The 24,443-nt window shown below is 71.2% G+C and carries 22 protein-coding genes, 1 tRNA gene and 1 other RNA gene; 17 read left to right on the top strand and 7 right to left on the bottom strand.

Going from position 1 to position 24,443, the window contains the following annotated elements; translation table 11 throughout:
- Positions 1–196: 196 nt before the first annotated feature.
- On the bottom strand, positions 197–1,741 hold the full coding sequence (locus ACIQVZ_RS02190; RefSeq protein WP_402446872.1) for an MFS transporter: 1,545 nt from the start codon (positions 1,739–1,741) through the stop codon (positions 197–199).
- A gap of 207 nt (positions 1,742–1,948) precedes the next feature.
- On the opposite strand from ACIQVZ_RS02190, the gene ACIQVZ_RS02185 reads away from it, so the two are divergent.
- The 5 genes from ACIQVZ_RS02185 (at position 1,949) to ACIQVZ_RS02165 (ending at position 5,907) form a co-directional block, all read left to right on the top strand.
- Positions 1,949–2,941 (top strand): Lrp/AsnC family transcriptional regulator, encoded by a 993-nt coding sequence (locus ACIQVZ_RS02185; RefSeq protein ID WP_402446432.1) that lies wholly within the window; start codon positions 1,949–1,951, stop codon positions 2,939–2,941.
- A 746-nt stretch (positions 2,942–3,687) separates the two neighbouring features.
- Positions 3,688–4,893 carry a Shedu anti-phage system protein SduA domain-containing protein gene (locus ACIQVZ_RS02180; protein WP_402446429.1) on the top strand — a complete coding sequence of 402 codons (1,206 nt, stop codon included), beginning with the start codon at positions 3,688–3,690 and terminating at the stop codon, positions 4,891–4,893.
- A complete protein-coding gene (locus tag ACIQVZ_RS02175) occupies positions 4,890–5,207 on the top strand; it encodes a hypothetical protein (RefSeq protein ID WP_402446426.1) in 318 nt (105 codons plus the stop codon). The genes ACIQVZ_RS02180 and ACIQVZ_RS02175 overlap by 4 nt, the downstream gene beginning before the upstream one ends.
- Positions 5,191–5,502: an IS3 family transposase gene (locus tag ACIQVZ_RS02170; RefSeq protein ID WP_402446869.1), complete on the top strand. Its 312-nt coding sequence runs from the start codon at positions 5,191–5,193 to the stop codon at positions 5,500–5,502. The genes ACIQVZ_RS02175 and ACIQVZ_RS02170 overlap by 17 nt, the downstream gene beginning before the upstream one ends.
- A 12-nt stretch (positions 5,503–5,514) precedes the next feature.
- Positions 5,515–5,907 (top strand): transposase, encoded by a 393-nt coding sequence (locus ACIQVZ_RS02165; protein WP_402446866.1) that lies wholly within the window; start codon positions 5,515–5,517, stop codon positions 5,905–5,907.
- On the opposite strand, the gene ACIQVZ_RS02160 is transcribed toward ACIQVZ_RS02165, so the two are convergent.
- A complete protein-coding gene (locus ACIQVZ_RS02160) occupies positions 5,875–7,539 on the bottom strand; it encodes an IS1182 family transposase (protein ID WP_402446424.1) in 1,665 nt (554 codons plus the stop codon). The genes ACIQVZ_RS02165 and ACIQVZ_RS02160 overlap by 33 nt on opposite strands.
- A gap of 118 nt (positions 7,540–7,657) precedes the next feature.
- Here ACIQVZ_RS02160 and ACIQVZ_RS02155 point away from each other — a divergent pair, with 118 nt between their 5' ends.
- Together ACIQVZ_RS02155 and ACIQVZ_RS02150 are read left to right on the top strand one after the other, a co-directional pair.
- Positions 7,658–7,816: a hypothetical protein gene (locus ACIQVZ_RS02155; protein WP_402446421.1), complete on the top strand. Its 159-nt coding sequence runs from the start codon at positions 7,658–7,660 to the stop codon at positions 7,814–7,816.
- Between the two features lie 784 nt (positions 7,817–8,600).
- Complete coding sequence (locus ACIQVZ_RS02150; protein ID WP_402446419.1) at positions 8,601–9,497, top strand: hypothetical protein; 897 nt, start codon at positions 8,601–8,603, stop codon at positions 9,495–9,497.
- A gap of 501 nt (positions 9,498–9,998) precedes the next feature.
- Here the strand turns inward: ACIQVZ_RS02150 and ACIQVZ_RS02145 are convergent.
- From ACIQVZ_RS02145 to ACIQVZ_RS02135, 3 genes are all read right to left on the bottom strand, one after another.
- Complete coding sequence (locus ACIQVZ_RS02145; protein WP_402446416.1) at positions 9,999–10,661, bottom strand: hypothetical protein; 663 nt, start codon at positions 10,659–10,661, stop codon at positions 9,999–10,001.
- Positions 10,658–11,125: a hypothetical protein gene (locus ACIQVZ_RS02140; protein ID WP_402446413.1), complete on the bottom strand. Its 468-nt coding sequence runs from the start codon at positions 11,123–11,125 to the stop codon at positions 10,658–10,660. The genes ACIQVZ_RS02145 and ACIQVZ_RS02140 overlap by 4 nt, the downstream gene beginning before the upstream one ends.
- Before the next feature lie 110 nt (positions 11,126–11,235).
- A tRNA-Ser gene (locus tag ACIQVZ_RS02135) sits at positions 11,236–11,320 on the bottom strand.
- Positions 11,321–11,430: 110 nt separating this feature from the next.
- Between ACIQVZ_RS02135 and ffs the strand changes: the two genes are divergently transcribed.
- The 10 genes from ffs (at position 11,431) to ACIQVZ_RS02085 (ending at position 21,672) form a co-directional block, all read left to right on the top strand.
- Positions 11,431–11,521, top strand: an RNA gene (ffs, locus tag ACIQVZ_RS02130) — signal recognition particle sRNA small type.
- A 90-nt stretch (positions 11,522–11,611) separates the two neighbouring features.
- Positions 11,612–13,804, top strand: a complete 2,193-nt coding sequence (locus ACIQVZ_RS02125; protein WP_402446410.1) for a DNA polymerase III subunit gamma and tau — start codon at positions 11,612–11,614, stop codon at positions 13,802–13,804.
- Positions 13,805–13,925: 121 nt separating this feature from the next.
- On the top strand, positions 13,926–14,264 hold the full coding sequence (locus ACIQVZ_RS02120; protein ID WP_063348649.1) for a YbaB/EbfC family nucleoid-associated protein: 339 nt from the start codon (positions 13,926–13,928) through the stop codon (positions 14,262–14,264).
- A gap of 181 nt (positions 14,265–14,445) precedes the next feature.
- Positions 14,446–15,045, top strand: coding sequence for a recombination mediator RecR (gene recR, locus ACIQVZ_RS02115; RefSeq protein WP_350876365.1), 600 nt, complete (start codon positions 14,446–14,448; stop codon positions 15,043–15,045).
- Entirely contained in the window at positions 15,038–15,787 is a 750-nt protein-coding gene (locus ACIQVZ_RS02110) for a DUF5063 domain-containing protein (protein ID WP_350876363.1), read from the top strand. Before recR ends, ACIQVZ_RS02110 begins: the two co-directional genes overlap by 8 nt.
- 453 nt (positions 15,788–16,240) lie before the next feature.
- Complete coding sequence (locus tag ACIQVZ_RS02105) at positions 16,241–17,521, top strand: aspartate kinase (protein ID WP_063348651.1); 1,281 nt, start codon at positions 16,241–16,243, stop codon at positions 17,519–17,521.
- Entirely contained in the window at positions 17,518–18,597 is a 1,080-nt protein-coding gene (locus tag ACIQVZ_RS02100) for an aspartate-semialdehyde dehydrogenase (RefSeq protein ID WP_402446405.1), read from the top strand. Before ACIQVZ_RS02105 ends, ACIQVZ_RS02100 begins: the two co-directional genes overlap by 4 nt.
- A gap of 289 nt (positions 18,598–18,886) precedes the next feature.
- Positions 18,887–19,525, top strand: coding sequence for a SigE family RNA polymerase sigma factor (locus ACIQVZ_RS02095; protein WP_371518046.1), 639 nt, complete (start codon positions 18,887–18,889; stop codon positions 19,523–19,525).
- Entirely contained in the window at positions 19,518–20,705 is a 1,188-nt protein-coding gene (locus tag ACIQVZ_RS02090) for a hypothetical protein (protein WP_402446402.1), read from the top strand. The genes ACIQVZ_RS02095 and ACIQVZ_RS02090 overlap by 8 nt, the downstream gene beginning before the upstream one ends.
- Before the next feature lie 175 nt (positions 20,706–20,880).
- The gene (locus ACIQVZ_RS02085) at positions 20,881–21,672 is read left to right on the top strand and encodes an SURF1 family protein (RefSeq protein ID WP_350876354.1); all 792 of its coding nucleotides are present in this window, start codon (positions 20,881–20,883) and stop codon (positions 21,670–21,672) included.
- 71 nt (positions 21,673–21,743) lie between these two features.
- Here the strand turns inward: ACIQVZ_RS02085 and ACIQVZ_RS02080 are convergent, their stop codons facing one another.
- The gene (locus ACIQVZ_RS02080; RefSeq protein WP_402446398.1) at positions 21,744–22,316 is read right to left on the bottom strand and encodes a hypothetical protein; all 573 of its coding nucleotides are present in this window, start codon (positions 22,314–22,316) and stop codon (positions 21,744–21,746) included.
- The gene (locus ACIQVZ_RS02075) at positions 22,313–24,238 is read right to left on the bottom strand and encodes a S9 family peptidase (protein ID WP_402446395.1); all 1,926 of its coding nucleotides are present in this window, start codon (positions 24,236–24,238) and stop codon (positions 22,313–22,315) included. The genes ACIQVZ_RS02080 and ACIQVZ_RS02075 overlap by 4 nt, the downstream gene beginning before the upstream one ends.
- Positions 24,239–24,443: the final 205 nt, after the last annotated feature.

Below are 24,443 nucleotides of genomic sequence, written 5' to 3'. Positions count from 1 at the left end.
AGGGCCGGCGCCCGCCTCGAAGTCGAGCAGCTCGACCAGGGACGTGTAACTCACTCGCTCGCCGGGCTGCTTCGCCAGGATGTCGAGCACCCCGGTCACCGCCTGCACCGAGTCCAGCGGGTCGGCCGTCAGCCGGCGCAGATCCTGCACGGTCCACTCGACGGACGGCCACGCAGAACGCCGGGCGCCTCGGCCGTCACGGGGTGCGCTGGAGTTCTCGGGCGGGCGCGTCCCAGGCGGGGGCGGGCGTGGCGGGGGACGGGCGACCGCCCGCCGCGGCCGGGCGCAGGAGGAAGGCACAGGCGAGGGCGGCCAGCAGGGTGAGTGAGGCGGACACGATCAGGCAGAGCCGGAGGCCGTCGAGGAAGGAGCCGCCCAGCGCCGAGAGGGCCGGTCCGGTGGCGGTGCCCAGGTCGAGTCCGGCCACGGCACCGAGCCCCTGCTCCCGGGCGACGGCGAGGACGTGGCCGCCGGTCTCCGTCGGCACTGCGGAGTCGGAGAGGCGCCCGGGCAGCGCGTCGAGGGCGCGGGTGGTGAGCAGGGCGCCGAGCACGGCGGGGCCGAGGGCGGCGCCGACCTGGCGGAAGGCGTTGTTCCCCGCGGCGGCCATGCCGGCCAGATGGTGGGGGACGGCGGAGACGGCGGAGGCCGTCATCGGGGTGAGGACGGTGCCCATGCCCAGCCCGAGCAGGATCAGCCGCCAGGCGAGCGACCCGTAGGAGGTGTCGGCGTCGATGCTGGTCAGCGACAGCAGCGAGCCCGCTATCACCACCAGGCCGGTGGTGATCATGACCCGGGCGGAGACCCGGTGCATCAGCCGCCCGACGGGGACACCGACGGCGAGGGACGTCCCGGACACCAGGACCAGCCGCAGTCCGGCCTCCAGCGTGGTCAGGTGCTGCACGAGGCCGAAGTACAGGCTCAGCACGAAGAAGAAGCCGATCAGCCCCAGGAAGCTGATCATGGCGACCAGGGAGGTGGCGGCGAAGGCAGGGCTGCGGAACAGCGCCAGGTCGAGCATCGGGCTGCTGCTGCGGCGCTCCACCACGACGAACACGACCGCGCTCACGGCGCCGAGCACCAGCGCCGCCACCACCTGGGGCGTACCGAAGCCTTCGGCGCCGCCCTCGATCACGCCGTAGACGACCGCGGTGACCGCGACGGCCGCGCTGATCTGCCCGGGCCAGTCGAGCCTGCGGCCGTGTGGCGCCCGCGAGTCGGGCAGCAGGAAGGCCGCGACGACCAGCACGACCAGGGACACCGGGATGGGCAGGAGGAAGATCCAGCGCACCCCGACGTGCTCCTGCAGCACCCCGGCGATCAGCGGTCCCACGGCCAGCGAGGCCAGCATGGACATCGCCCACAGGGCGATGAACCTGCCCCGCTCCCGATGGTCGGGGACGGCGTGGCTGATCAGGGCCAGCGTGGTGGGCAGCAGCGCTGCCGCCCCGAGGCCGGAGGCCGCCTGCCCGATCCAGAGCGACTGCACCGAGTCCGAGGCCAGCGAGACGGCCGCGCCCAGTGCGCAGAACGCCATGCCCGTCTGGAACACCCGCTTGCGGCCGTGGACGTCTCCCCACACCCCGGTGGTCAGGATCAGTGCGGCCATCGGCAGCACGAACGCGTCCGACACCCAGGACAGCTGGGAGGTCGAGGCGCCCATCGCGCGCTGGATCGCGGGCAGGCTCGCCGACACGGTGGTCACGGGAAGGTAGGCGACGAAGACGCCCAGGCAGGCCATGACGAGCGTGACGCCTCGTCCGGCCCCGGGGCGCTGCACCGTTGCGGAGTTCACGAAGTGGTTCCTTCGATTGCGGGGTGCCGCGCGGGCACCGGCTGCTGCGGGGGCGCAGACCAGCTTCACCCAGGCGGACGAGAAATCCCCAAGCGATCCCGGAAGGTGCGGAGCAACATCCATCACGTCCTCTGGGCATGTGACTATTCCTCCATGTACGACGACCTCGACCGCAGGATCATCCATGGTCTCTACTGCGCCCCGCGTGCTTCCTTCCGTCGCCTCGGCGAGGTCGTCGGCGTGTCCGAACAGACCGTGGCCCGCCGCTACAACGCGCTGCGCCGCGACGGGGTGATGCGTGTCGTCGGGCTGAGCAACCCGGTCGCCCACGGACTGGCGGAGTGGATCGCGCGGCTGCGGTGCCGCCCGGATGCTGCGGGGCCCGTCGCCGACTCACTCGCCCGGAGACCCGAAGTCGGCTACGCCAGCGTCGCCTCCGGCGGATCGGAGATCATCTGCACCATCCGCTCGACCCCCGACACCGGGCGCGACGACGTCCTGCTGCGGCAACTCCCGAAAGCCGCTTCGATCCTGGACATGAGCGTGGACCTTCTCCTCCACCCGTTCAGTCGCCCAGGCACGGCAGGCTGGGCCGGCGGCAAGCGCTCACTCACCGACGAGCAGGTGCGACAGCTGACAGCGCAGCGCCCCGCACCCGCCGGGCCCCCGCCCGCCCCGACCGACGGGGACCGCCCCCTCTTCGAGGCCCTGGCCGAGGACGGCCGCGCCTCCCACACCCGCCTGGCGCAGGCCACCGGCTGGTCCGCGACCCGCGTCGCCCGCCGACTGGAGGCGCTGGAAGCCACCGGCTCCCTCACCTACGGCATCGACATCCTGGCCGAACGGCTCGGCTACGACCTCAACGCCATCCTCTGGCTCCAGGTCGACCTGCCCGACCTCCACCGGATCGGGGAGGAGCTCGCCCGGCACGACGAATGCGCCTTCGTCGCCGCCACCAGCGGCAGGCACAACCTCATGGCCGTCGTCATCTGCGAGGACACCCCCGCCTTCTACCGCTACCTCAGCAGCCGCCTGGCCCGCACCGAGGGCATCCGGGGCTACGAGATCAGCATCCGCGCCCGCCGCCTCAAGCAGTCCGTCTCCCTCATCCACCACGGACGGCTCGTCCACCCCGCACTCGGCTGACACGAGCGGGCCGCCGTCGGCCGGGCGCGCCGCCGACGCCGAGGCCGGAACGACGAAGGCCCCGACCGGCGAACCGGTCGGGGCCTTCGTGAAGGCGGAGGATACGAGATTCGAACTCGTGAGGGGTTGCCCCCAACACGCTTTCCAATTCTTCCGAACCCCGTCCGCCGGGGTTCACACCTGTTCTGAGCTGGGGTGAAGCGGGGTGATGCCCGGGGCTTTGAACGTTGCTGGACCACGGCGAATGAGACCAGAACTGAGACCATGAGCCGATCTTCTAGGCGTCGTACACCTGCCGTCACGGCACCGCCAGGGCCGGGCCTGTTCTCGCTGGTCGTGATCTCGAGATGTACAGGGGCCGCTACGGCTGCGCAGCAGACCGACAGAAGGTGAACATCCGTGTGCCTAGTCGCTTCACGAAGGGTTCGGCCGCTGTGTTGCTCGCCGTGGCCGCGCTCGCCTTCGGCGTTCCGTTGGTCGGTGCCGACCGGACGCCGAAGCCGCGCAACCCGTCGTCTGACTACGTCATTGCCGGCGTGGGAGGAGCTCACGCTGGTCACTGTCTGAGTGGCCCCGTGGCTAGCGCGGTGATGCAGCCCGACGGCAACATCGTCTTCCATTGCCGGAGCAATGCCCGTCAATGCGACGCCCCCTGGTTCAGAGGCGCCTGGCAGTCTGTTGGTCGGCGCCCCTGGCCAACCAGCTGGCAAGACTGTGTTGTCAGTGCCCGGTCTTAGTCTGGCCGGATGGGATTCAGATCCAGTTTCTCGCTCCAGCGCATGGTGAAAGCAGCGAAGGGGCTCACCGAGCACACGGTCGTCAAGCAGCGAATCGACACGGTGTTGCGCATCATGGGGACGGACCGCATGTACGGCAAGGGCCGGCCGTTGGTGGACGCCCTGAACGATGTGGCCCAAGAGGCCATCCTCTGTGGTGACTTCGGGCTTGCCCAGCGCTTCCAGCGATTCGCCGGATACGCTGACGGAGAGCTGTTCCTCGAAGTTGTGGAGGGGTACTACGACGAGAACGCTCAGCGGCGTGGTGAGGAGTTCCATCGGAGGATGGCCGCCCTTGGTGCCGACCGGGCGGTCGCCGCGCTTGACGTGCTCTGCCGTGACGATCCGGACGCGACAGCCGCGGATGCCCGTGACCTCTTCCGTGGCATTGCCCAGTCCGCCGACCACCTGGGAGTCGAGGCTGGCGAGGGTGGGATCCGGCTGTCCACGCGGGAGGTGAGGCGACTCCAGCAGTACGGCCACCTTGAGTTGGTCCTACGAAGTCTGCCGCGTACGGTCTCTGCGGAGTCTGCCCGGTTGCTGGGTGATGTCCTGGCGGATGCCGACGCGGGGCTGTTGGCCCAGTTCCTTGAGCTCAAGGCCAGGCGGGCCGGCCTCGCGGCCCTGAGGGCTGCAGTGGACGATCCGGCCAGTTCCGAGAGCGCGCTTCACGCCTGCCTGAAGAACCAGGCGTGGATCTTCGGCGGGGCCTATGTGGGTGAGCTGGCGCGCCGTCAGTACACCCCGGATACCATCCTGGACATCCCGCTCCTGCGTGCCGATGGTTCCCTGCACGTCGTCGAACTCAAGCGCGCCAACATCGAGAGCTTGGTCATTCGCCGCAGCGGCCATCTGATGCTGGGCGCGCCACCTCACCAAGCGGTCTCCCAGGCGCAGAACTACCTGCGGACACTGGACGAGAACCGGCGGACCATCCTGGCCGACTTCGGTGTCGACAGTCGCAGGGCCTCGGCCACCATTGTGATCGGTCACTCGCGCTATGTGGGAGGGGGCATCGCGCCGACAGAAGTCGCGGAGACCCTGCGTACCTACAACACGCACGCCACCCGGATAGAAGTGATCACCTACGAGACCCTGCTCGATTCGGCTGGCCGGATGCTTGCGCTGTCAGCCGAGCAACAGGATTCGGAAGCGGCTGAGGAGCCCGACGCGTGACTGACGCCCAACCTTCGATCGAGCAGCTCCTGGCTCGCCTGTGCGGTGACTCGATCACCGCGAAGGACTACGTGGGCTACTTCCTGAACGAGCACGGCGAGGAACTCGTCTTCGCCCAGCGTCGAGGGGAGAAGGCGGCGTGCCTCTGGCACAGCGATGCGGATTGGCAGCTGTTCCGCGTCGGCGACCACTCGATCCGGGTCGGCGAGGTCATGGACGGGATGATCACTGTCAGCGGCCTGATCATCAACCAACCAGAGGCAACCTGGCTGTCCTCCTGCCTGGCGGCTTCTCGCCATCTGCGCCGACGGTAGCCATGATGAGCACATCCGCCGCGTCCACTCGGACTCGGACGCCACCTACGGCTCCCCGCGCGTCCACGCCGTCCTGCGACGCGAGGGCACCCGCGTCGGCCGAAAGCGGGTCGAGCGCCTGATGCGCGAGGCCGGACTGCAAGGCGTCAGCCCGCGCCGGCCCCGCTCCTTCACCCGCCGCGACCCGGCAGCCGACCTCGCCCCGGACCTGGTCCAGCGCGACTTCACCGCGAACGCACCCAACCGGTTGTGGGTCGCGGACATCTCGCTGATCCCCACCGGCGAGGGACCGTGATGGCCGGCCACGATCCGCGACGCCTTCTCCCGCCGGATCGCGGGATGGCACACCTCGGAGCGAGCGGACGCCGACCTCGTCCTCACCACGCTGGAGTACGCCCTCCACGGCCGCCCGGTGGAGCCGGGCAAGCTGATCCACCACAGCGACCACGGCTGTCAGTACACGTCCATCAAACTCACAACACGCCTTCTCAAAGCCGGAATCGAGGCGATCATGGGCACCGTCGGCGACTCGTTCGACAACGCCCTGGCGGAGAACTTCTGGAGCGTGCTGAAGACCGAGTGCGTGCGCCGCACGACCTTCGCGACCCGCACCGATGCCGACCTGGCGCTGTTCGCCTACATCGACGGACCCTGTTGCCCAATTGGTCTATGCGGCGAGATCGAGGGCCGCAAGGTGTGATGTCCGGGTTCGGGCGAGGGGCTCTTCGTTCCACCAGGCATCGAGCCGGATGAGGTTGATGGCGGTGGCCGTCAAGACGTGGGCGAGGTGCGTCTTCGGTAGGCCGATGTAGCGGGTGCGGCGTGCGCCGGTGGCCGCGATGGCCTGGTGGATCGTGCCTTCAACGCCTGCGCGGACCGCGTAGAGGGTCTTCCACTCGTCGGTGGTCTGCTCGGCCCGGACACGTTCGAGGATGGCGTCCTGTTCCTGCGGGCGAACGGTGAGTTGGCGTCCGTAGCGGGTGGAACTGGTGCACTGGTCCCGGACCGGGCATGGCGCGCAGGTCTCGGTCGCGAAGCGGATGCGGATGGCTGGCCGCTGGTTGTGGTCGCTGCCTTCGGTCCAGTAGCGACTGGTGGCGCCGTTCGGACAAGTTGCTTTCCTGGAAGCCCAGTTGATTGCGAAGGCCGTCTTCCCGAAGCCGGTGGCTTGGGCCGTCTGGCGCGTGGTGTTGGGTCTGACCGGGCCGATGACACGGACGCGGTGGTCGATGGGGGCGGTCAACAGGAGCTCCGCGGAGATGTAGCCGGCGTCCATCAGGTGCTCGGAAGGCAGCAGGCCCTTGTTGTCGAGACGGTCGTGGATCTCCTCGACGACCGCCGAGTCGCCGGCGGTGGCGTCCGTGGTGACCACGTGGGTGATCACGTGCGGACGGCCGGAGTCCTGGGCATCACAGGTCTCGCTGAAGTGGACTTTGTAGCCGTCCCAGACCGATCCGCGTTTCACTGCATTGCGGGAGTCCGGCTCGTACGGCGAGGTGATCCTGGCTCTGCTGGGCGGGAGATCGTCCTTCCCCCGCCAGGCCACCTCCTGCACTCCGTCGATGACCGTGCGCTTGAACTGCTGCAACCACACCACGCGCAGGGTTGTGACGGCGGGGATCTCCCGCAGCCATCCCGGGGCTGTGGGAGAGGTGATGGCCTCGTGCAGGAGGTATCCGTCCGCCGCGATGCGCTGGGTGAGCTGGACCCGTTTGTCCTCCTCGCTGGGCAGGCGGTAGGAGTCGATTCTGGCTCCGTAGCGTTCCTGCCACGAAGGATCCATCCACGAGGCGAGCCACCCGGGCGCCGCGACGGCGATCGCCTCCAGCGCCGCACGCAGTGTCTCGCCCACGAACTCGAGACGGTTCAGGTTCCTGACCGCGGCGAGGACGTGGGTGGAATCGGTGCGCTGCCGGCCTCCGGACGCGACCAGTTTCAGCTCGGCCAGCCGTTCCAGCAGGAGATCCAGAACCTTCTCCTCCAAGCCGTGGGCCACGAGCCGGTCCCGGAACCCGGTCAGCACGGTGAAGTCGAAGCCTGGATCGGCGAGTTCGAGGCCCAGCAAGTACTTCCAGTCGATCCTGGCCCGCACGGCGTGCGCGGCCTGGCGGTCGGTCAGGTTCTCCGCGAACTGCAGCACGGACACCAGTGCCAGCCGTCCGGGTGAGATGCCGGGACGGCCGCGGACACCGAACGCGGACCTGAAGACCTCGTCGTCGAACAGCGGGCCGAGCGAGTCCCGGACCCGCATTGCCAGACATCCCTTGGGGAACGCCGCCCAGGCGATCACTTGTGTCGACTCGGGGACTTCCCGGCCCGAGCTCGATGCCATCGACACCCCACTGCCCCCGTTCCACGACCGGCGGGCGACCGTCTGGAACAGGCCGCCGCCCTCGAAGGCTCCACCCCGCAGACCTCACGTGTTCGGAAGATCGCGCCGATTCACCCAATTGGGCAACAGGGTCATCGACGGCTGGTACAACACCCGGCGCATCCAGAAGCGTCTCGGCTGGCTCAGCCCGGACGAGTACGAGGCGAGGTACTACGCCGACCAGGCGACGGCCGAACCAGTGATCGTCAAACCACCCACACCCACCCTGACCAACTAATCGGCACCTCCCGCACACCGGGGGAAGCCCAGGCGGCACCCCTGCCCCGAGAAGCCTCCTGAGTCACAACAGCCGGCTCGGCCCGGTGATCCGAAAAACGATCCGAATCAGCACACTCGCGAACGAAACACCCACTTAGAGGGCATCTGATCAGTGTTTATGCTGAGATACCCGTTTTGGCCGATGGACGCGGGCCACCGCGCCAGGACCGGCACGGCGAGCCCGCCAGGCTATGAAGACCGGCTCGATCAGGCCCCAACGGGCATCGGATACGTCACTGCGGTACGGGCGCCGAGAAGTCACGCGCCCTGCAACGAGCCACCGATGATTCGGTCACTCGCCCCGGGCAAACCGGCCGCAACATAGATCAGATGCCCTCTTAAGGGGCTCATCGGAGGCGACTGAACGCTGGCGGTCGGCCATGAATGAGACCAGAACTGAGACCAGCGGACCACCGGCCTCCCGCGGATCCGGCTGTTCCGCGCCCGCTGCGCTCCGCTCGAGGAGGGCTGGGAGTGATTTCCCTCCGCGTGCCGGCGGAGAGCAGTTCGAAGGCCGCTTGGCATCCTTCGATGTCCGCAGCACGACTTGTGAGCGTCTGGCCTGACGCTGATGTATCTTGCTCGCAGCGCTGCTGCGGCAGCGTGCCTCGGTCACATCCGGTCCCGGCGCCGGAGTCGAGCAGTGGGCTCTTGAGAGTCTCCGCAGTTGTGAGCCAGTAGTTAGAAGGACACTTCACCTGTCTTTCCTGTCGTCGCCGGGCGGCACGTGGAAAGGGCGAAGCATGTCCAAATCGGGCAACGTGAACCGGCTGGCGAAGAAGATCCGTGACAACACGTCACTCACCCTCACCGCCTCGTTCCGATTGGCGCAGCAGGTAAACGTGCGCCCCGGGCCTCCGACCGCCGATGCCCCCGAGCCACGCCAGCGGCGCTTCGAAGCGCACTTGGCTCACGTCCTGGCCGCAAGATTCCAGGACCATCAGCTTAATGGCGCGCTACTCGGCGTGCGGGAAGCTGTGTCGAACGGGCAACGCCTAGACCTGCTTCTGGAACCAGCCATGGCGGAGGCGGTCATTTGCGAGCTCCTGCCACGGTTCGACCACTCCTACGGTGGCATCCGTGGGGTTCCCGGACTGCGCGTGATGGGTGACGGAAGGAGATGGACACTCCACGCGATCGGCCTAGGGCGAGTTGCTGCAGCGCGGACTGACAGCGGCCTCATCCGTCTGCCGCTTCCGCGTGACGACGAGGTGGCCTTGTGGGGCAGGGCACCCGACGACCTCTCTCGCGATGAGAAGCGTGAGATCGAGAGGTGGGTCGATGCCAAAGGCGTCGATGACCTGCACACCCGGGACCTACTGATGAGTCGACTCTTGCGACGTCCTGAACTGGTCAACAGGACATCGGAACCCCATGGATTCGCTAACTGCTACAACCACCACGCCGGTGACCTGGTGATCGAGTGGTGCTGTGGTGACACCGTGGAGGAGCTCTGCGCCAGTCTCCTCGCCCACGGCTTCATCGACGGTGTACCGCGAGCCAGCGCAGTCGAGTTGGTCTCCCAGCATTCTGCCCGTCTCGGCGATGCCACGATCATCCTGAACCGTCACGCCTCGTGCTTGTACGGCGACGACGCTCAGACCATCGCTGAGCACATCAAGAGGGGCTACGAGTCATGAGCCCATCCGTAGTGGCACTCGCACTACCCGCGTGCGTACTTGCAGGGGCCTTGGTGCGCCATTTCCGGGACATGATGGTGCTACGACAGCTGAAACGACTCCTTGAGGGCTGCGACCCGCAACAGCGAGCTGAAGTCTGTGTGATCCTCGCTGAGTCGCTGCACGTCGGGCGACAGGCCGGGGTGCAGCGCGAGCTACGAGCGGACGAGCCACAAGACCTGGGGCGGCTATCGGGAGAGCGGTGAAGGCAGTCTCGCGGTCGTCCAACCAAGACCGTGCCTTCGCGCTCGCCGACGGGGACATCTCCATCGACCCCGCGTTCCCCACCGCCACGATGGAGCCACTGGCCGAAGGGGTGTCGATGCGGGTCTGGCAGGCCGTCGATTCGGTCAACGGCCTGATCTACGGCTACGGCGGACTCAAGCTGATCCGGGTCAGCGCGTCGCGCGAGATGGGCCGGCGGCAGGGCCCCGACTGCGGAGTCGGAGCCCTGCTGTGTTGCTACAGGCTCGCCTTCCAGTTGCGGATGGCCTGGTCAAGCCGTGAGCGCAGCCGCTCCGCTGCTTCCGTGCCCGGCCAGAGTTCCGCGTATGCCTCGCTGGCGCGTTTGGCGATCAGCGCACCCAGGTTGGTGGAGCTTCGGCCTGGAAAGACCAGAGAGCACTTCTTCTCGCCCAGTTCGTGGGCGAGCCCGAGGAAACCGCGGCCGACTCCGAGTGGAGGCGAGCCCTTGTAGTCCTTAGCCTCGATTGCCGCCACGAGACCCCGGCTGCGCGGGTACACCCCGGCCTGGCGGCTCCGCTCCGCCTCTTGGTGATCAATGATCGCGACATCACATTCATGGGCCACCTTCGAGGTGGCTGCCATCATGTAAACGCCCAGATGGATCTCAAGCCTCTTTTGCAGCGCCGGGAAGCTGACCAGAACGTAGGTGAACGGCCCGGACCAGAGGTTGCCCGGCTGCGTACGGAACCGCAACGCGGGAGCGGGGGTCAGTCCGTCCTGCGTCAGAAGCGCGGTTCCGCCGGCCGCCTGCGCTGCCTCGATGCACAGGACCAGCAGCGATGCCTCGTAGAGATCGGATTCGGCCGCTTTCCCGAGGTAGACCGGTTCCAGAGCGCCAATGGCTTGTCCGATGGCCTGAACAAGGTCGTCTGAACTCATCGGATATCCCCCGTCCCCATCCGCGGCGCGAGCAGCTCGCGCGTCACCTGAAGGGCTGCCGAAGCCCGTTCTGTCTCCCTCGGGAGGTTGATGTGGACGACCGGCTCCAGTTCGGGGTCGCCGAACTCGACGCCCGTGTCCGTCTGCCGCTCAAGGGCAGTCTTCAGCAGGGCGGACCGTGAGGCGTACATGGTCTCCGCGAGGGTGAGCAGGGCCTCGCGAATCAGCTCGATCCGCTCTTCGCTGCTGTAGGGGACAACGGCGATGTCCGTCTTCCTAAGGGCGGGCAGGTCCGTGTCTGCAAGTCGGCTGGCGCGCTCGTCGAACATGCCTTCCTGCTGGAGCCGTTCACCCGAGATAGCGCGGCCCTGCCTGAACTCTTGATCGAGCTGCTCGGCGAGGCTCGGCAGCTTGTCCCTCAGCTGTTCCATGACGTCCGCGTACTGCTGATCTACGACGGTCACATTTCCCCCCTTCGCTTGGTGTGCGTGGGCTGTACGACGACGGAGACGACAACTGCAACCAGGAGACGACGAAGGCCCGGACCGTCGAAACGGTCCGGGCCTTCTGCCGGCGGAGGATACGAGATTCGAACTCGTGAGGGGTTGCCCCCAACACGCTTTCCAAGCGTGCGCCCTAGGCCTCTAGGCGAATCCTCCGTGGGAGAGCTTAGTACATGTTCGGGGGTGGTCGCGACCAGCGATCCCGTAGGCGGGAGGGTGGGGTTGCCTGTGGATCGTCGGGGCTCGGATCCGGTAGTGTGGGTGTCAGCCCCTCGTGTGGCGTTATCTCTCTGAACCCCCCCAGGGCCGGAAGGCAGCAAGGGTAAGAGGGCTCTGGCGGGTGCACGGGGGGTCTTTGCGTTCCCAGGCGGTCATCGGGGGCGCCGGGGGACGGTGGGGAGGCGAGGGGCGACGCGTTTGTCGGTGCGTCCCGATATCGTCGGGGGTGTGTCCCTAGCCCTGTACCGCCGCTACCGCCCCGAGACCTTCGCGGAGGTCATCGGGCAGGAGCACGTGACCGCTCCGCTCCAGCAGGCCCTGCGTAACAACAGGGTCAACCACGCGTACCTGTTCAGCGGGCCGCGCGGCTGCGGGAAGACGACGAGTGCGCGCATCCTGGCCCGCTGTCTGAACTGTGAACAGGGGCCGACCCCCACGCCCTGCGGGGAGTGCCAGTCCTGTCGCGACCTCGCGACCGGCGGGCCCGGCTCGATCGACGTGATCGAGATCGACGCGGCCTCGCACGGTGGTGTGGACGACGCGCGCGAGCTGCGGGAGCGGGCGTTCTTCGCGCCGGTCCACAGCCGCTACAAGATCTTCATCCTGGACGAGGCGCACATGGTGACCTCGGCCGGGTTCAACGCGCTGCTCAAGGTGGTCGAGGAGCCTCCGGAGCACCTCAAGTTCATCTTCGCGACCACGGAGCCGGAGAAGGTGATCGGGACGATCCGGTCCCGGACGCACCACTACCCGTTCCGACTGGTTCCGCCGGGCACGCTGCGCGACTACCTGGCGGAGGTCTGCGGGCGGGAGGGCATCCAGGTCGAGGACTCGGTGTTCCCGCTGGTGGTCCGGGCCGGGGCCGGGTCGGTGCGTGACTCGATGTCGGTCATGGACCAGCTGCTGGCCGGCGCCGCCGAGGGCGGCGTGACGTACCAGATGGCGACCTCGCTGCTCGGGTACACCGACTCGGCGCTGCTGGACGAGGTGGTGGATGCCTTCGCCGCGCACGACGGGGCGACGGTGTTCCAGGTGATCGACCGGGTGATCGAGGGCGGGCACGACCCGCGCCGCTTCGTCGCCGACCTGCTGGAGCGGCTGCGCGACCTGGTGATCCTGGCCACCGTGCCGGAGGCGGGGGAGAAGGGGCTGATCGACGCCCCTGCGGACCGGGTCGCGATCATGCAGGCGCAGGCGGACGCGTTCGGCTCGGCGGAGCTGAGCCGGGCGGCGGACATCGTCAACACCGGGCTGACCGAGATGCGCGGCAACGCGGCGCCGAGGCTGCAGCTGGAGCTGATCTGCGCCCGGGTGATGCTGCCGGGCGCGTACAGCGACGAGCTGTCGTTGCAGGCGCGGCTGGACAAGCTGGAGCGCCGGGCGGCGGCCGGCGGGTTCGCCGCGCCGATGCCGATGCCGATGGGGGCGGGGGTGCCGGTGGCGGCGCCCATGGCCGCGCCCGTTCCGGCGCCGGCGCCGGTGGCGGAGGCTGCCCCGGTGCAGCCTGCGCCGGTACACGCTGCGCCGGCCCCTGCACCGACTGCACCGACTGCACCGGCAGCCCCCGCGGCGCCCGCCGGGCCCGCGCCGGGTGCCTGGCCGATCCCGCGCAGCTTCCCGCCGGCGGGCGGGGCCCCGGCCGCGGCCCCCGCGCCGCAGCCGCCGGCCCAGGCCGCCGAGGCCGCCGAGGCCACCCCGGCCCCGGTGTCCGCCCCCGCCCCCACTCCTGCGGCGCCCGCGCCCGCCCCGGCCGGGCAGCCCGCCGAGCCGGCGTCGGCCGCCGCGCAGCAGGGCGCGGCGCAGGTCCGGCAGCTGTGGCCGCAGATTCTGGAGGCGGTGAAGAACCGCCGCCGCTTCACCTGGATCCTGCTCAGCCAGAACGGCCAGGTGGCCGGGTTCGACGGCAGCGTGCTCCAGGTGTCCTTCATCAACGCGGGCGCCCGGGACAGCTTCGTCGGCAGCAACAGCGACGACGTGCTGCGCCAGGCGCTGACCGACGCGCTGGGTGTGGACTGGCGGATCGAGTGCATCGTCGACCCGTCCGGGGGCGGTTCCCTCGGCGGCGGTACGGCCGTCGGTGGCGGTGGCCTGGGCGGTGCCGCCCCGAGCGGTGGTGGCTGGGGGGCCCCGGCCCGTCCGGCGGCCGCCGCGCCGCCGGTGTCGGCTCCGGCTCCGGGGCCCGCGCCGGTCCGGTCGCAGCCCTCCCCGCAGGTGCAGGCCGCCCCGGCGCCCGCGCCGGTCCAGGCCCCGCCGCCGGTGGCCGCGCCGCCGGCCCGTCCGGTGCGCGCGGTGGCGCCGGAGGACGACATCCCGGAGGAGGACGACCCGGACCTCAACGAGGAGGCGTTCTCCGGTCAGGAGCTGATCATCCGGGAGCTGGGCGCGACGGTTCTGGAGGAGATCCACCACCGCGGCAACTGAGCGACGGCCCGCCCCGCCAGCACGTAGGCTCGGCCGTGACGACGCGAGCGGGACTGCAAGCGGACGTGACCGCAGGCAGGACGGCGACGCAGGACAGCAAGCACGAAGCGAGGAGTGAGCCGTGTTCCCCGGTGGTGGCCAGCCCAACATGCAGCAGTTGCTGAAGCAGGCGCAGAAGATGCAGCAGGATCTCGCGCAGGCGCAGCAGGAGCTGGCGGAGACGAAGGTGAGCGGTTCGGCGGGCGGTGGCCTGGTCGAGGCCACGGTGACCGGTGCGGGTGAGCTGGTCGCGCTGACCATCGCCCCGGCGGCCGTCGACCCGGAGGACACCGAGACCCTGGCCGACCTGGTCCTGGCGGCCGTGCGCGACGCCAACCAGTCGGCGCAGAAGATGCAGGCCGAGCGCATGGGCCCGCTGACCCAGGGCCTGGGCGGGGGTATCCCCGGTCTGCCGTTCTGACCTGGGGGAGTTCCCGGACGGGGGCTCCGACCAGGTAGGTCTGAGGTCCTGAAGTTCTGAAGTTCAGACAACGGACCCATGTGATTTATGTGGGAGTCGGGCGTCGGGCGGTGTGTCCGGCGCCCGATTCGTTGGATGATGGCACCGGAGCACCACCGACCATCCGAGGGAAGGCGCGACGTTGTACGAGGGCGTGGTTCAGGACCTGATCGACGAACTGGGCAGGCTGCCCGGCGTCGGGCCCAAGAGCGCCCAGCGGATCGCCTTCCACATCCTGCAGTCCGACCCGACCGACGTGCGCCGCCTCGCGCACGCGCTGCTGGAGGTCAAGGACAAGGTCCGGTTCTGCGCGGTCTGCGGCAACGTCGCGGAGGCCGAGCAGTGCCGGGTCTGCCTGGACCCGCGCCGCGACCTCGGCGTCATCTGCGTGGTCGAGGAGTCCAAGGACGTCGTCGCCATCGAGCGCACCCGCGAGTTCCGCGGCCGCTATCACGTGCTGGGCGGCGCGATCAGCCCCATCGAGGGCGTCGGCCCGGACGACCTGCGGATCCGCGAGCTGCTGGCGCGCCTCGCGGACGGCACGGTCACCGAGCTGATCCTGGCCACCGACCCCAACCTGGAGGGGGAGGCGACCGCCACCTATCTGGCCCGGCTCTGCAAGCCGATGGGCCTGAAGGTGACCCGGCTGGCGAGCGGCCTGCCCGTCGGCGGGGATCTGGAGTACGCGGACGAGGTCACCCTCGGTCGCGCCTTCGAAGGGAGACGACTTCTCGATGTCTGACCGGACGCTCGACCAGCAGCCCCACACGCCCCACCAGCCGTCCCACGGGCAGGCCCACCAGCCGGCCCCCGGACAGCCGCACGGGGAGTCGCAGAGCCACACCCCGCACACCCATGCGCACGGTTCGGAGCCGGACGACTTCGCCGTGCAGATCGCCGACTCGGTGGAGAGCTTCGTGCTCGCCGTCACCGAGGTCGCCAAGGGCGACGAGCCGGGCAGCGCGGTCTCGCTGCTGCTCCTGGAGGTCTCGCAGCTGCTGCTGGCCGGTGGCCGGCTGGGCGCCATCGAGGACGTCGTCCCGGAGGACCGCTTCGAGCCGGACGCCGGGCCGGAGCCGGACGGCGAGCAGCTGCGCGAGCGGCTGGCCGAGCTGCTCGCGCCGATCGACGTCTACCACGAGGTCTTCGACCCGTACGGCCCGCCGGAGAAGCCGAACGCCTTCCGGATCTCGGACGACCTGGCCGGCGTGGTCGGCGAGCTGCAGCACGGGCTGACCCACTACCGCGAGGGCCGGGTCAGCGAGGCGCTGTGGTGGTGGCAGTTCTCGTACCTCTCCAACTGGGGCACGACCTGCACGGCGGTGCTGCGGGCGCTGCAGTCGCTGATCGCGCACGTCCGGCTGGACAGTCCGATCGGCGCGGTGCCGGACGGCGCCGACACCGACGACGACGGGCTCACCGACGAGCAGCTGGAGCAGCAGGCCGGCGACCTGATGGCGGCGGAGCTGGGCCTCGGGCGGTAGCGCCGCCCTCCGGCGCCCGTGCCGTTCCGGCACGCCCGTGCGATTCCGGCACGTCCGCGTGATTCCGGCACGCCCGGACGTCGCCCCGGCGCGCGCCGGTTTTCGGTGCGCCCCCGGCGGTCGTCGGCCGGGCACCGGCCGGTTGTCGATCGGTTGTCGACCGGTCCTCGGCCGATTGTGACGAATGCCTCAGCATTCCGCGCGGAAAAGAAATCCCGCCGGATCACCGTCCGTTGATCCGCCGATTCTTCGGGGCGGTGGCGAATTGCCCGCAGACCTGCCGGTGGTGCCGCCCGTTTCGCCGACCACCTGCTGAAACGGGCGTCTCATCATATGGAAAGCGCCGGTTGAGGCACCCCTGCTCGGTAGACTGGCGCCGACCGCACAGCCCCTTTTCCCCGGGGGTGCGGGGGCCTGGTGCCCCCGGAAGACGACACAAGTCGAGGAGCGCACGTGGGCCTTGTCGTGCAGAAGTACGGCGGCTCATCCGTTGCGGATGCCGAAGGCATCAAGCGCGTTGCCCGCCGAATCGTTGACGCCAAGAAGGCCGGCCATGAGGTCGTCGTCGTGGTGTCCGCAATGGGCGACACGACGGACGAGCTCATCGAACTCGCGGAGCAGGTGTCACCGCTTCCTGCCGGCCGTGAGTTCGACATGCTGCTGACCGCTGGAGAGCGCATTTCCATGGCGCTGCTGGCCATGGCGATCAAATCGCTGGGGCACGAGGCGCAGTCCTTCACGGGCAGCCAGGCCGGCGTCATCACCGACTCCGTTCACAACAAGGCGCGCATCATCGACGTGACGCCTGGTCGCATCCGTACCGCCCTGGACGAGGGCAACATCGCGATCGTGGCCGGCTTCCAGGGCGTGTCACAGACCAGCAAGGACATCACCACGCTGGGCCGCGGCGGCTCGGACACCACCGCCGTCGCCCTCGCCGCCGCGCTCAAGGCCGAGGTCTGCGAGATCTACACCGACGTGGACGGCGTGTTCACCGCCGACCCGCGCGTGGTGGCGAAGGCCCGCAAGATCGACTGGATCGCGTACGAGGACATGCTGGAGCTGGCGTCGTCCGGCTCCAAGGTGCTGCTCGACCGCTGCGTGGAGTACGCCCGGCGCTACAACATCCCGATTCACGTACGCTCGTCCTTCTCGGGTCTTCCCGGGACGATCGTCAGCAACGAGAACCCGCACAAGCCCGAAGGGGGCGAGATGGAGCAGGCCATCATCTCCGGAGTCGCCCACGACACGTCCGAGGCCAAGGTCACGGTTGTCGGCGTGCCCGACAAGCCGGGCGAGGCGGCCCGCATCTTCCGCGCCATCGCGGACGCCGAGGTCAACATCGACATGGTGGTGCAGAACGTCTCCGCCGCGTCGACCGGGCTGACCGACATCTCCTTCACCCTGCCCAAGGCGGAGGGCCAGAAGGCCATCGACGCGCTCGGCCGGGTCAAGGAGGGCATCGGCTACGAGTCGCTGCGCTACGACGACGCGATCGGCAAGATCTCCCTGGTCGGCGCGGGCATGCGCTCCAACCCGGGCGTCACGGCGGCCTTCTTCGAGGCGCTGTCCGCCGCGGGCGTCAACATCGAGCTGATCTCCACCTCGGAGATCCGCATCTCGGTCGTCACCCGCGCCGAGGACGTGCCGGAGGCCGTCCGCGCCGTGCACAGCGCCTTCGGACTGGACAGCGAGACGGACGAGGCCGTCGTCTACGGAGGCACCGGGCGATGACCCGGCGGCCGAACCTCGCCGTCGTCGGCGCCACCGGCGCGGTCGGCGAGGTGCTGCTCGGCCTGCTCTCCCTGCGCCAGGACGTCTGGGGCGAGATCCGACTCGTCGCCTCCCCGCGCTCGGCCGGCCGCAAGCCGGTCGTGCGCGGGGTGCCGGTCGAGGTCGTCCCGCTGGCCGAGGAGGCCTTCGAGGGGATCGACGTCGCCGTGTTCGCCGTCCCCGACGAGGTCTCCGCCCAGTGGGCGCCGATCGCGGCCGCCAAGGGCGTCGTGGTGGTCGACGACTCGGCCGCCTTCCGCACCGCCGAGGACGTGCCGCTGGTCGTCCCCGAGGTCAACGCGGCCGCGCTGCGGCTGCGCGCTCGCGGCATCGTCGCCAGCCCCGCCAGCACCACCCTCGCGATGATCGCGGCCGTCGGCGCCCTGCACGCCGAGTACGGGCTCGCCCAACTCGTCGTCGCCTCCTACCAGGCCGCCTCCGGCGAGGGCCGGATCGGCGAGGCGGCGCTGCGTGAGCAGACCGCCCTGGTGGCCGGCACCGAGGTCGGCCGGCAGGCCGGCGACCTGCGCGCGGTGATCGCCGACCACGGGCCGTTCGCCGCCCCGCTCGCGTTCAACGCGGTGCCCTGGACCGGCTCCCTGGTGGACGGCGGCTGGTCCTCCGAGGAGGTCGGCATCCGCGCCGAGGCCCGCAAGATCCTCGGCCTGCCCGCCCTCAAGGTCTCCGCGACCTGCGTCCGGATCCCGGTCGTCCGCACCCACGCGCTGGCCGTGCACGCGCTCTTCGAACGCGAGGTCACCCAGGAGCACGCGCAGCAGATCCTCCGCGACGCCCCCGGAGTCGTGTTGTACGACGACCCGGCGGCCGGCGAGTTCCCCACGCCGAACGACGTGGTCGGGACGGACCCGGTCTGGGTCGGGCGGGTGCGCCGGGCCCTCGACGAGCCGGCCGCGCTCGACCTCTTCCTCTGCGGCGACAACCTGCGCAAGGGTGCGGCGCTCAACCTGCTGCAGATCGCGGAGCTGGTGGCGGGTGAGCTGACGGTGACGCAGGAAGGCACGCCGGAAGCGGCGTAGGAGAAGGCGTAGGGCGGGGCCTGGCAGGGGGCCCGGGCGAGGCGTAGGAAAAGAGGCCTGGCAGGAGGCCCGGGCGAGGGCCCGGAAGATGCCCCGGCAAGGCCTGGAGCCGCCCGGTCCCGGGCCCGCCCGGCCCCCGATCCGGGGAGGGCGTGTCCGCTCCTCGACACAATCTGTCCGGAATCCCGATGGAATCCCCTGGAGGCCTCTTCCGCCGATGCGGAAGAATGGCCCCCGGGCTGGGCAACCATGACAGGGGATCGAGTGTCCAACGGGCGTGGCGAACGTGATGGTGGGAGCAGGGGCGGGCATCCCGGCGAGAGCCGTGGTGGCCTTCCCCTCGCGCGCCCCGTGGCCGGCGAGTAGGCCGGAAGACGACCAGATGACCGCGGTCGCACCCGGTGCGGCGGGCTCCGGTGCCGGTACCGACGCGGGTACCAGCGAGGACCTGCTCACCGAGACCTACCAGGCACACTACGGCTCCCTGCTGCGGCTCGCCGCGCTGCTCCTGGACGACCTCTCGACCTGCGAGGACGTCGTCCAGGAGGCGTTCATCCGGGTGCACGCCGCCCGGCGCCGGGTCCGCGAGCCCGAGAAGACCCTGGCCTACCTGCGGCAGACCGTCGTCAACCTGTCCCGCTCGACCCTGCGCCGACGGATCCTCGGCCTGCGCCTGCTGCCCAAGCCCATGCCTGACATGGCCAGTGCAGAAGAAGGCGCTTACGATGCGCTGGAGCGCGACCAGTTGAAGGCCGCGCTGCGTGGTCTGCAACGCCGTCAGCGGGAGGTTCTGGTGCTGCGTTACTTCGTGGACATGACGGAGGCGCAGGTCGCCGAGACCCTCGGCATCTCGCTCGGATCGGTGAAGGCCTACGGCTCGCGCGGACTCGCCGCCCTGCGCACCCAGATGGCGGCCGGGCATGGCTGACGGCGCCGGGCGGTGGCCCTCGGACGGTGAGGGCGACGGGCTCTCCGCCGAGGAACGAAGCGTCCGCGACCTGATGCGCAGCGCCGTCGCCGGCATCCAGCCCGAACCCGGCGGCCTGCCGCGGATACGGTACGCCGTACCCCGCCGACGGGCCGCCCGGCGCGGAGCCTGGACCGGCGCCGCCGCCCTCGCCCTCGCCGTCGCCGTGGCCCTGCCCGCCCTGCACGACGGGGAGCACCTCGGCCTGTCCGGCGGCCCCGGCTCGGCCGACGCCAGCAGCCCGGCCCCCGCCGCCCCGACCGGCACCAGGACCGGCGGCGCCCCCGGCACCGGCACACCCCCGCGGCCCGGCCCCAGCGGCACCGGCGACACCGCATCGCCCTCCGGCACCCCCACCGCCTCACCCAGCCCCGGCGCCAGCACCACCCGCACCGACGGCACCACCGCCCCGCCCGCCCCCGCCGCCAGCACCGGCGACAGCCCGATCACCCCGCTCTGCACCCGGGCCGACCTCGGCCAGGGCGGCGCACAGGTCGGCCCGGCCGGCGCCGACGGCCGGATCCACGGCTCGTTCACCGTGTACAACGTCTCCGGCCACAGCTGCCGGCTCGGCGGCCCGGGCGCCGTCGCCGTCACGGCGGTGAGCGGGACCGACCGCAGCCGCGTGCGCACCGCCGACCACGCCGCCGGCGACCCGGCCGGCGACCTGCCCGCGATGGACGCGGAGCCCCCCGTCCTCGCCCCGCAGGCCGGCTACCAGGTGCCGTTCGACTGGATCCCCGACCGGACCTGCCCCACCTCCGGCGGCAGCACCGCCACCACCGGGCCCACCAGCCAGGGCGGCGCCAACCAGGCCCTCGCGGTCTCCCAGGCACCCACCGCCGCCACCGATGCCGCCCCGGCGGCCTCGGACGCCTCGGCGGCCCCCAGCACCAACCCCCAGGCCAGCTCGTCCCCCAGCGCCGGGCCGACCAACGCGCCCAGCCCCACCACCACCCCGACCGGCAACCCCACCACCGCGCCGGCCACCGCCACCATCGCCCACACCCCCGCCCCCGGCAGCCCTGCCGTTGCCACCGCCACCTTCCCCGTGACCTGCGCCGGCACCCTCTACCGCGGTGGCGTCCAGGCGGTGGGCGCACCGGCGCCGCAGCCGTCGGACGTGCCCGCGGCGGGCTGACGGGCTTCGCGGCCCCGGCGGCGGTCCGGCGGCGGTCCGGCGGCGGCCCGGGCGGGCGGTCGGCGGGCCGTCGGGGTCGGGTGGGCAGGGTCGGACGGGCGACCAGCCGGTCTGACGTGGCCGATGGCGGACCCCTGCGGCCGGGACGGGTGTGAGGAGTGGTTACCGTGGGGGTGTGTACCGGTTCCTCCTGACTCCGCGCTGGCTCGGCGGCACCGCGCTGGCCGTCGCGGCCGTGGCGGTGTGCGTCTGGCTGGGCTCCTGGCAGCTCGGCCGGTTCGAGGACCGGTTCTCGTCGCACCAGGAGACCAAGCAGAACGTCACCGTTTCGAGTGATGTGCGGCCGATCGACGACCTGCTCAACCAGGCGACCCCGCAGGTGACCACCGAGACCGTCGGCAAGCCCGTCACCCTGACCGGCAGCTACGACGCGGAGCATCAGCTCCTCGTCCCGAACCGGGTGGTCGACGGCAAGCAGGGCTACTACGTGCTCACCCCGCTGCGCACCGCCGACGGCCGGTTCGCCGCCGTGGTCCGCGGCTGGGCGCCCGGTGCGCCCGCCGAGGGCGCGTCCGCGGCCGCGCCGCCGCCCCCCGGCCAGGTGACCGTCACCGGGCGGCTGCAGGCCGGTGAGTCCAGTGGCAGCAACGGCGCCGTGGCGGGCGGTCTGCCGGCCGGTCAGCTCGGCACGGTCAACCGGGCGGCGCTGCTCAACGCGCTCGCTTACGACGGCTGGTACGACGGCTGGGTGGCCGCCGACACGGTGCCGGCCGGGCTGACCCCGGTGCCGACGGTCCAGCCGCAGGGCGGCGACGGGCTCACCCTGCGGGCGTTCCAGAACCTCGGCTACACCCTGGAGTGGTTCGTCTTCGGGGGCTTCGTCATCTTCATGTGGTTCCGCCTGGTGCGCCGCGAGGGGGAGGCGGAGCAGGACCGGGCCCTCGGACTGGACCCGGTCCTGGACTGACCTCCGCGGTTCGGCGCCGGCCCCTGCTCGGCCCGCCCTTGCCCGGCCGGCCCTTGCTCGGTCGGCCTGCCTCAGCGGGTTGGCCTGCCGGGGGCGGGCGGAGCGGACGGCAGGGCCGGGACGACCGGTGCGGTCGTCGGCTTCCCGGGCGCCGTCGGGGAGGACGGCACCGGCGTCGGCGACCCGGTGAACGCCGGCTCGTCGTGGCACCGGCCGTGGCCGCCGCTCACGTCGTCGTTCGAGTCGTAGCGGTCGATGTGGTGGTGCACGGTGCGCCCGGTCTTCGTTCCCTTGGAGCCGGAGCCCTTGGACCCGGAGCCCTTCGAGCCGGACGAGCCCTTCGACCCGCTGGATCCCTTGGCGAGCCGGACCGCGTCCTCGCCCGCCGCAGGCGCGTACGCCGCCCGGGCGACGGCGGGCCCCGGCCCTGCCGCGTTCGGCCCCACCGCGTTCGGCCCCACCGCGTTCGGTCCCGGCGCGCTCGCGCGGGTCGCGGTGGCGGCCGGTGCGGTTGGCGCGGCCGTGGTCGGCGTGGGGCCGACCGGGGGCGGGCAGGCGGCCTCGGCGCCGTGCCCGCCCGAGCAGCCGGTGAGCACCAGGGCTCCGGCCACCGCGACCCCCGCGAGCGTCAGCAGACGCCTCACACCGTCTCCCCGTCGCCGGCCTGCGACGCTGCGGGGAGGTGCCGTCGGACGAAGTCGATCTCCAGCCGCAGCTGCTTGATCCGCTCCTCCACCACCAGCGACCCGTGCCCGGCGTCGTACCGGTAGACCTCGTGCGGCTTGCCCAGCTGCTCCAGCCGCCCGACGTAGTTCTCGATCTGCCGGATCGGGCAGCGCGGGTCGTTGACCCCGGCGCTGATGTAGACCGGCACCCGCACCTGCTCGACGTAGCTGAGCGGCGAGGAGGCGGTGAAGCGCTCCGGGACCTCCTCCGGGGTGCCCCCGAAGAGGGTGCGGTCCAGCGACTTGAGCGCCTCCATCTCGTCGGCGTACGCGGTGTGGTAGTCCGCGACGGGCACGGCGGCGACGCCCAGCGTCCAGCTGTCCGGCTGGACGCCGATGCCCAGCAGGGTCAGGTAGCCGCCCCAGCTGCCGCCGGTGAGCACCAGCCGGCGCGGGTCGGCGAGGCCGCCGGCGACCGCCCACTCCCGGACGGCCGCGATGTCCTCCAGCTCGATCAGGCCGACCCGCTCGTGCAGGGCGTCGGTCCAGGCCTGGCCGTAGCCGGTGGAGCCGCGGTAGTTGACCCGGACCACCGCGAAGCCGTGGTCCAGCCAGGCGGCCGGGCCGGCCGCGAAGGAGTCGCTGTCGTGGTGGGTGGGGCCGCCGTGGATCTCGAACACGGTCGGGAAGGGGCCCTCGCCCGCCCCGGCCGGGCGCTGCACCAGGGCGTGCACCCGCCCGCCGGGCCCGTCCACCCAGACGTCCTCGACCGGGACGGAGCCGGGCGGCACCGCGCCGGGCGCCCGCAGCACGACCGTCCCGGCGGTGGAGCGGACGGCGGAGGGCTCGGCGGCGGAGGACCACAGGTACTCGACGGTGCCGTCCGGGCGGGCGGTGGCGCCGCCGACGGTGCCGCGCGGGGTGTCCAGCCGGGTCAGCCGACCGTCGGCCAGCGTGTACGAGAACAGTTCGCTGCGCGCCTCGTACTCGTGCTCCACGAGCAGCGCCTCGGCGCCGGGGCACCACTGCGCGGAGACGTCGCCGGGCAGCTCGCGCCCCTGCTCGTCGCGCAGTGGCAGCGCGGTCTCGGCACCGGTGGCGACGTCCCAGATCATCGGCTCCCAGCGGCCGGTGCGCTGGTGGGCCACCAGCAGCCGGGTGTCGCCGTCGACCGGGGCGAAGCCGAGGCAGGCGACGCCGCGCGGCTCGTCCCGGCCGGTCACCTCGTCGAGTTCGGCGACGGTTACGACGGTCTCGGTGGGCTCTACGGGTTCGCCCGTCGTGCCGTTCGCGCCGCTCGTGCCGTCCGAGAGGCGGACGATCCGGATCGCGGAGTGCATCGCGTCGCCGTGCTCGGTGTGGTCGATGGCGAGCAGCGTGCCGTCGTAGCTGAGGTCGCCGACGCCGCCGTACTCCGCGTGCCGGTAGATCTCGACGGCCTCGGCCGCTCCGGGGCGGCGCAGGTGCAGGGTGGTGCCGTCCTCGTCGGTGGAACGTCCGACGACCACCGTGCCGTCGCGGCCGAGCGCCAGGCCGGCCGAGTAGGAGGGGGCGAGGCCGGGCACGGCCTCCTCGTCGGGGGTGCCGGCGCTGCGGTCCGCGGGCATGCCTGCGAAGGGCTGGCGGCGCCAGACGCCGAACTCGTCGCCGTCGTGGTCGTCGAACCACCACACCCAGGCACCGTCGGGGGACAGCTCGGCGTCGGTGGTGCCGTTCGGGCGGTCGGTGACCTGCCGGTGGGTGCCGGTGACCCGGTCCCAGGCGTAGACCTCGTAGGTGCCGGTCGCGTTGGACACGTACAGCGCCCGGTCGGGGGCGTCCTCGGCCCAGTCGGGGAGTGACACCCGTGCTGCCCTGAACCGCTGCTCCCACGCCGGTACGGCGCTCTTCTCCTCGCTCATCCGACCATCCAACCCGATCGGAGGGACAGAACGGAACGGGCGGGGGACGGAACGGGGCGGGCGGGTGGCCGCAGCTCACCCCCCCCCCCCCCCCCCCCCCCCCCCCCCCCCCCCCCCCCCCGCCGGGGGGGGGGGGGGGGGCGGGGGGGCGGGGGGGGGGGCCCCCCCCCCCGCCCCCCCCCCCCCCGCCCCAAGGGGGCCCGGC

The sequence above is a fragment of the Kitasatospora sp. NPDC098663 genome (genome assembly GCF_044760075.1).
In the GTDB taxonomy this organism is placed as follows: Bacteria; Actinomycetota; Actinomycetes; order Streptomycetales; family Streptomycetaceae; genus Kitasatospora.
Note: the sequence above shows the minus strand (reverse complement) of the source record. Positions and strands in the feature narration are given on the sequence as shown.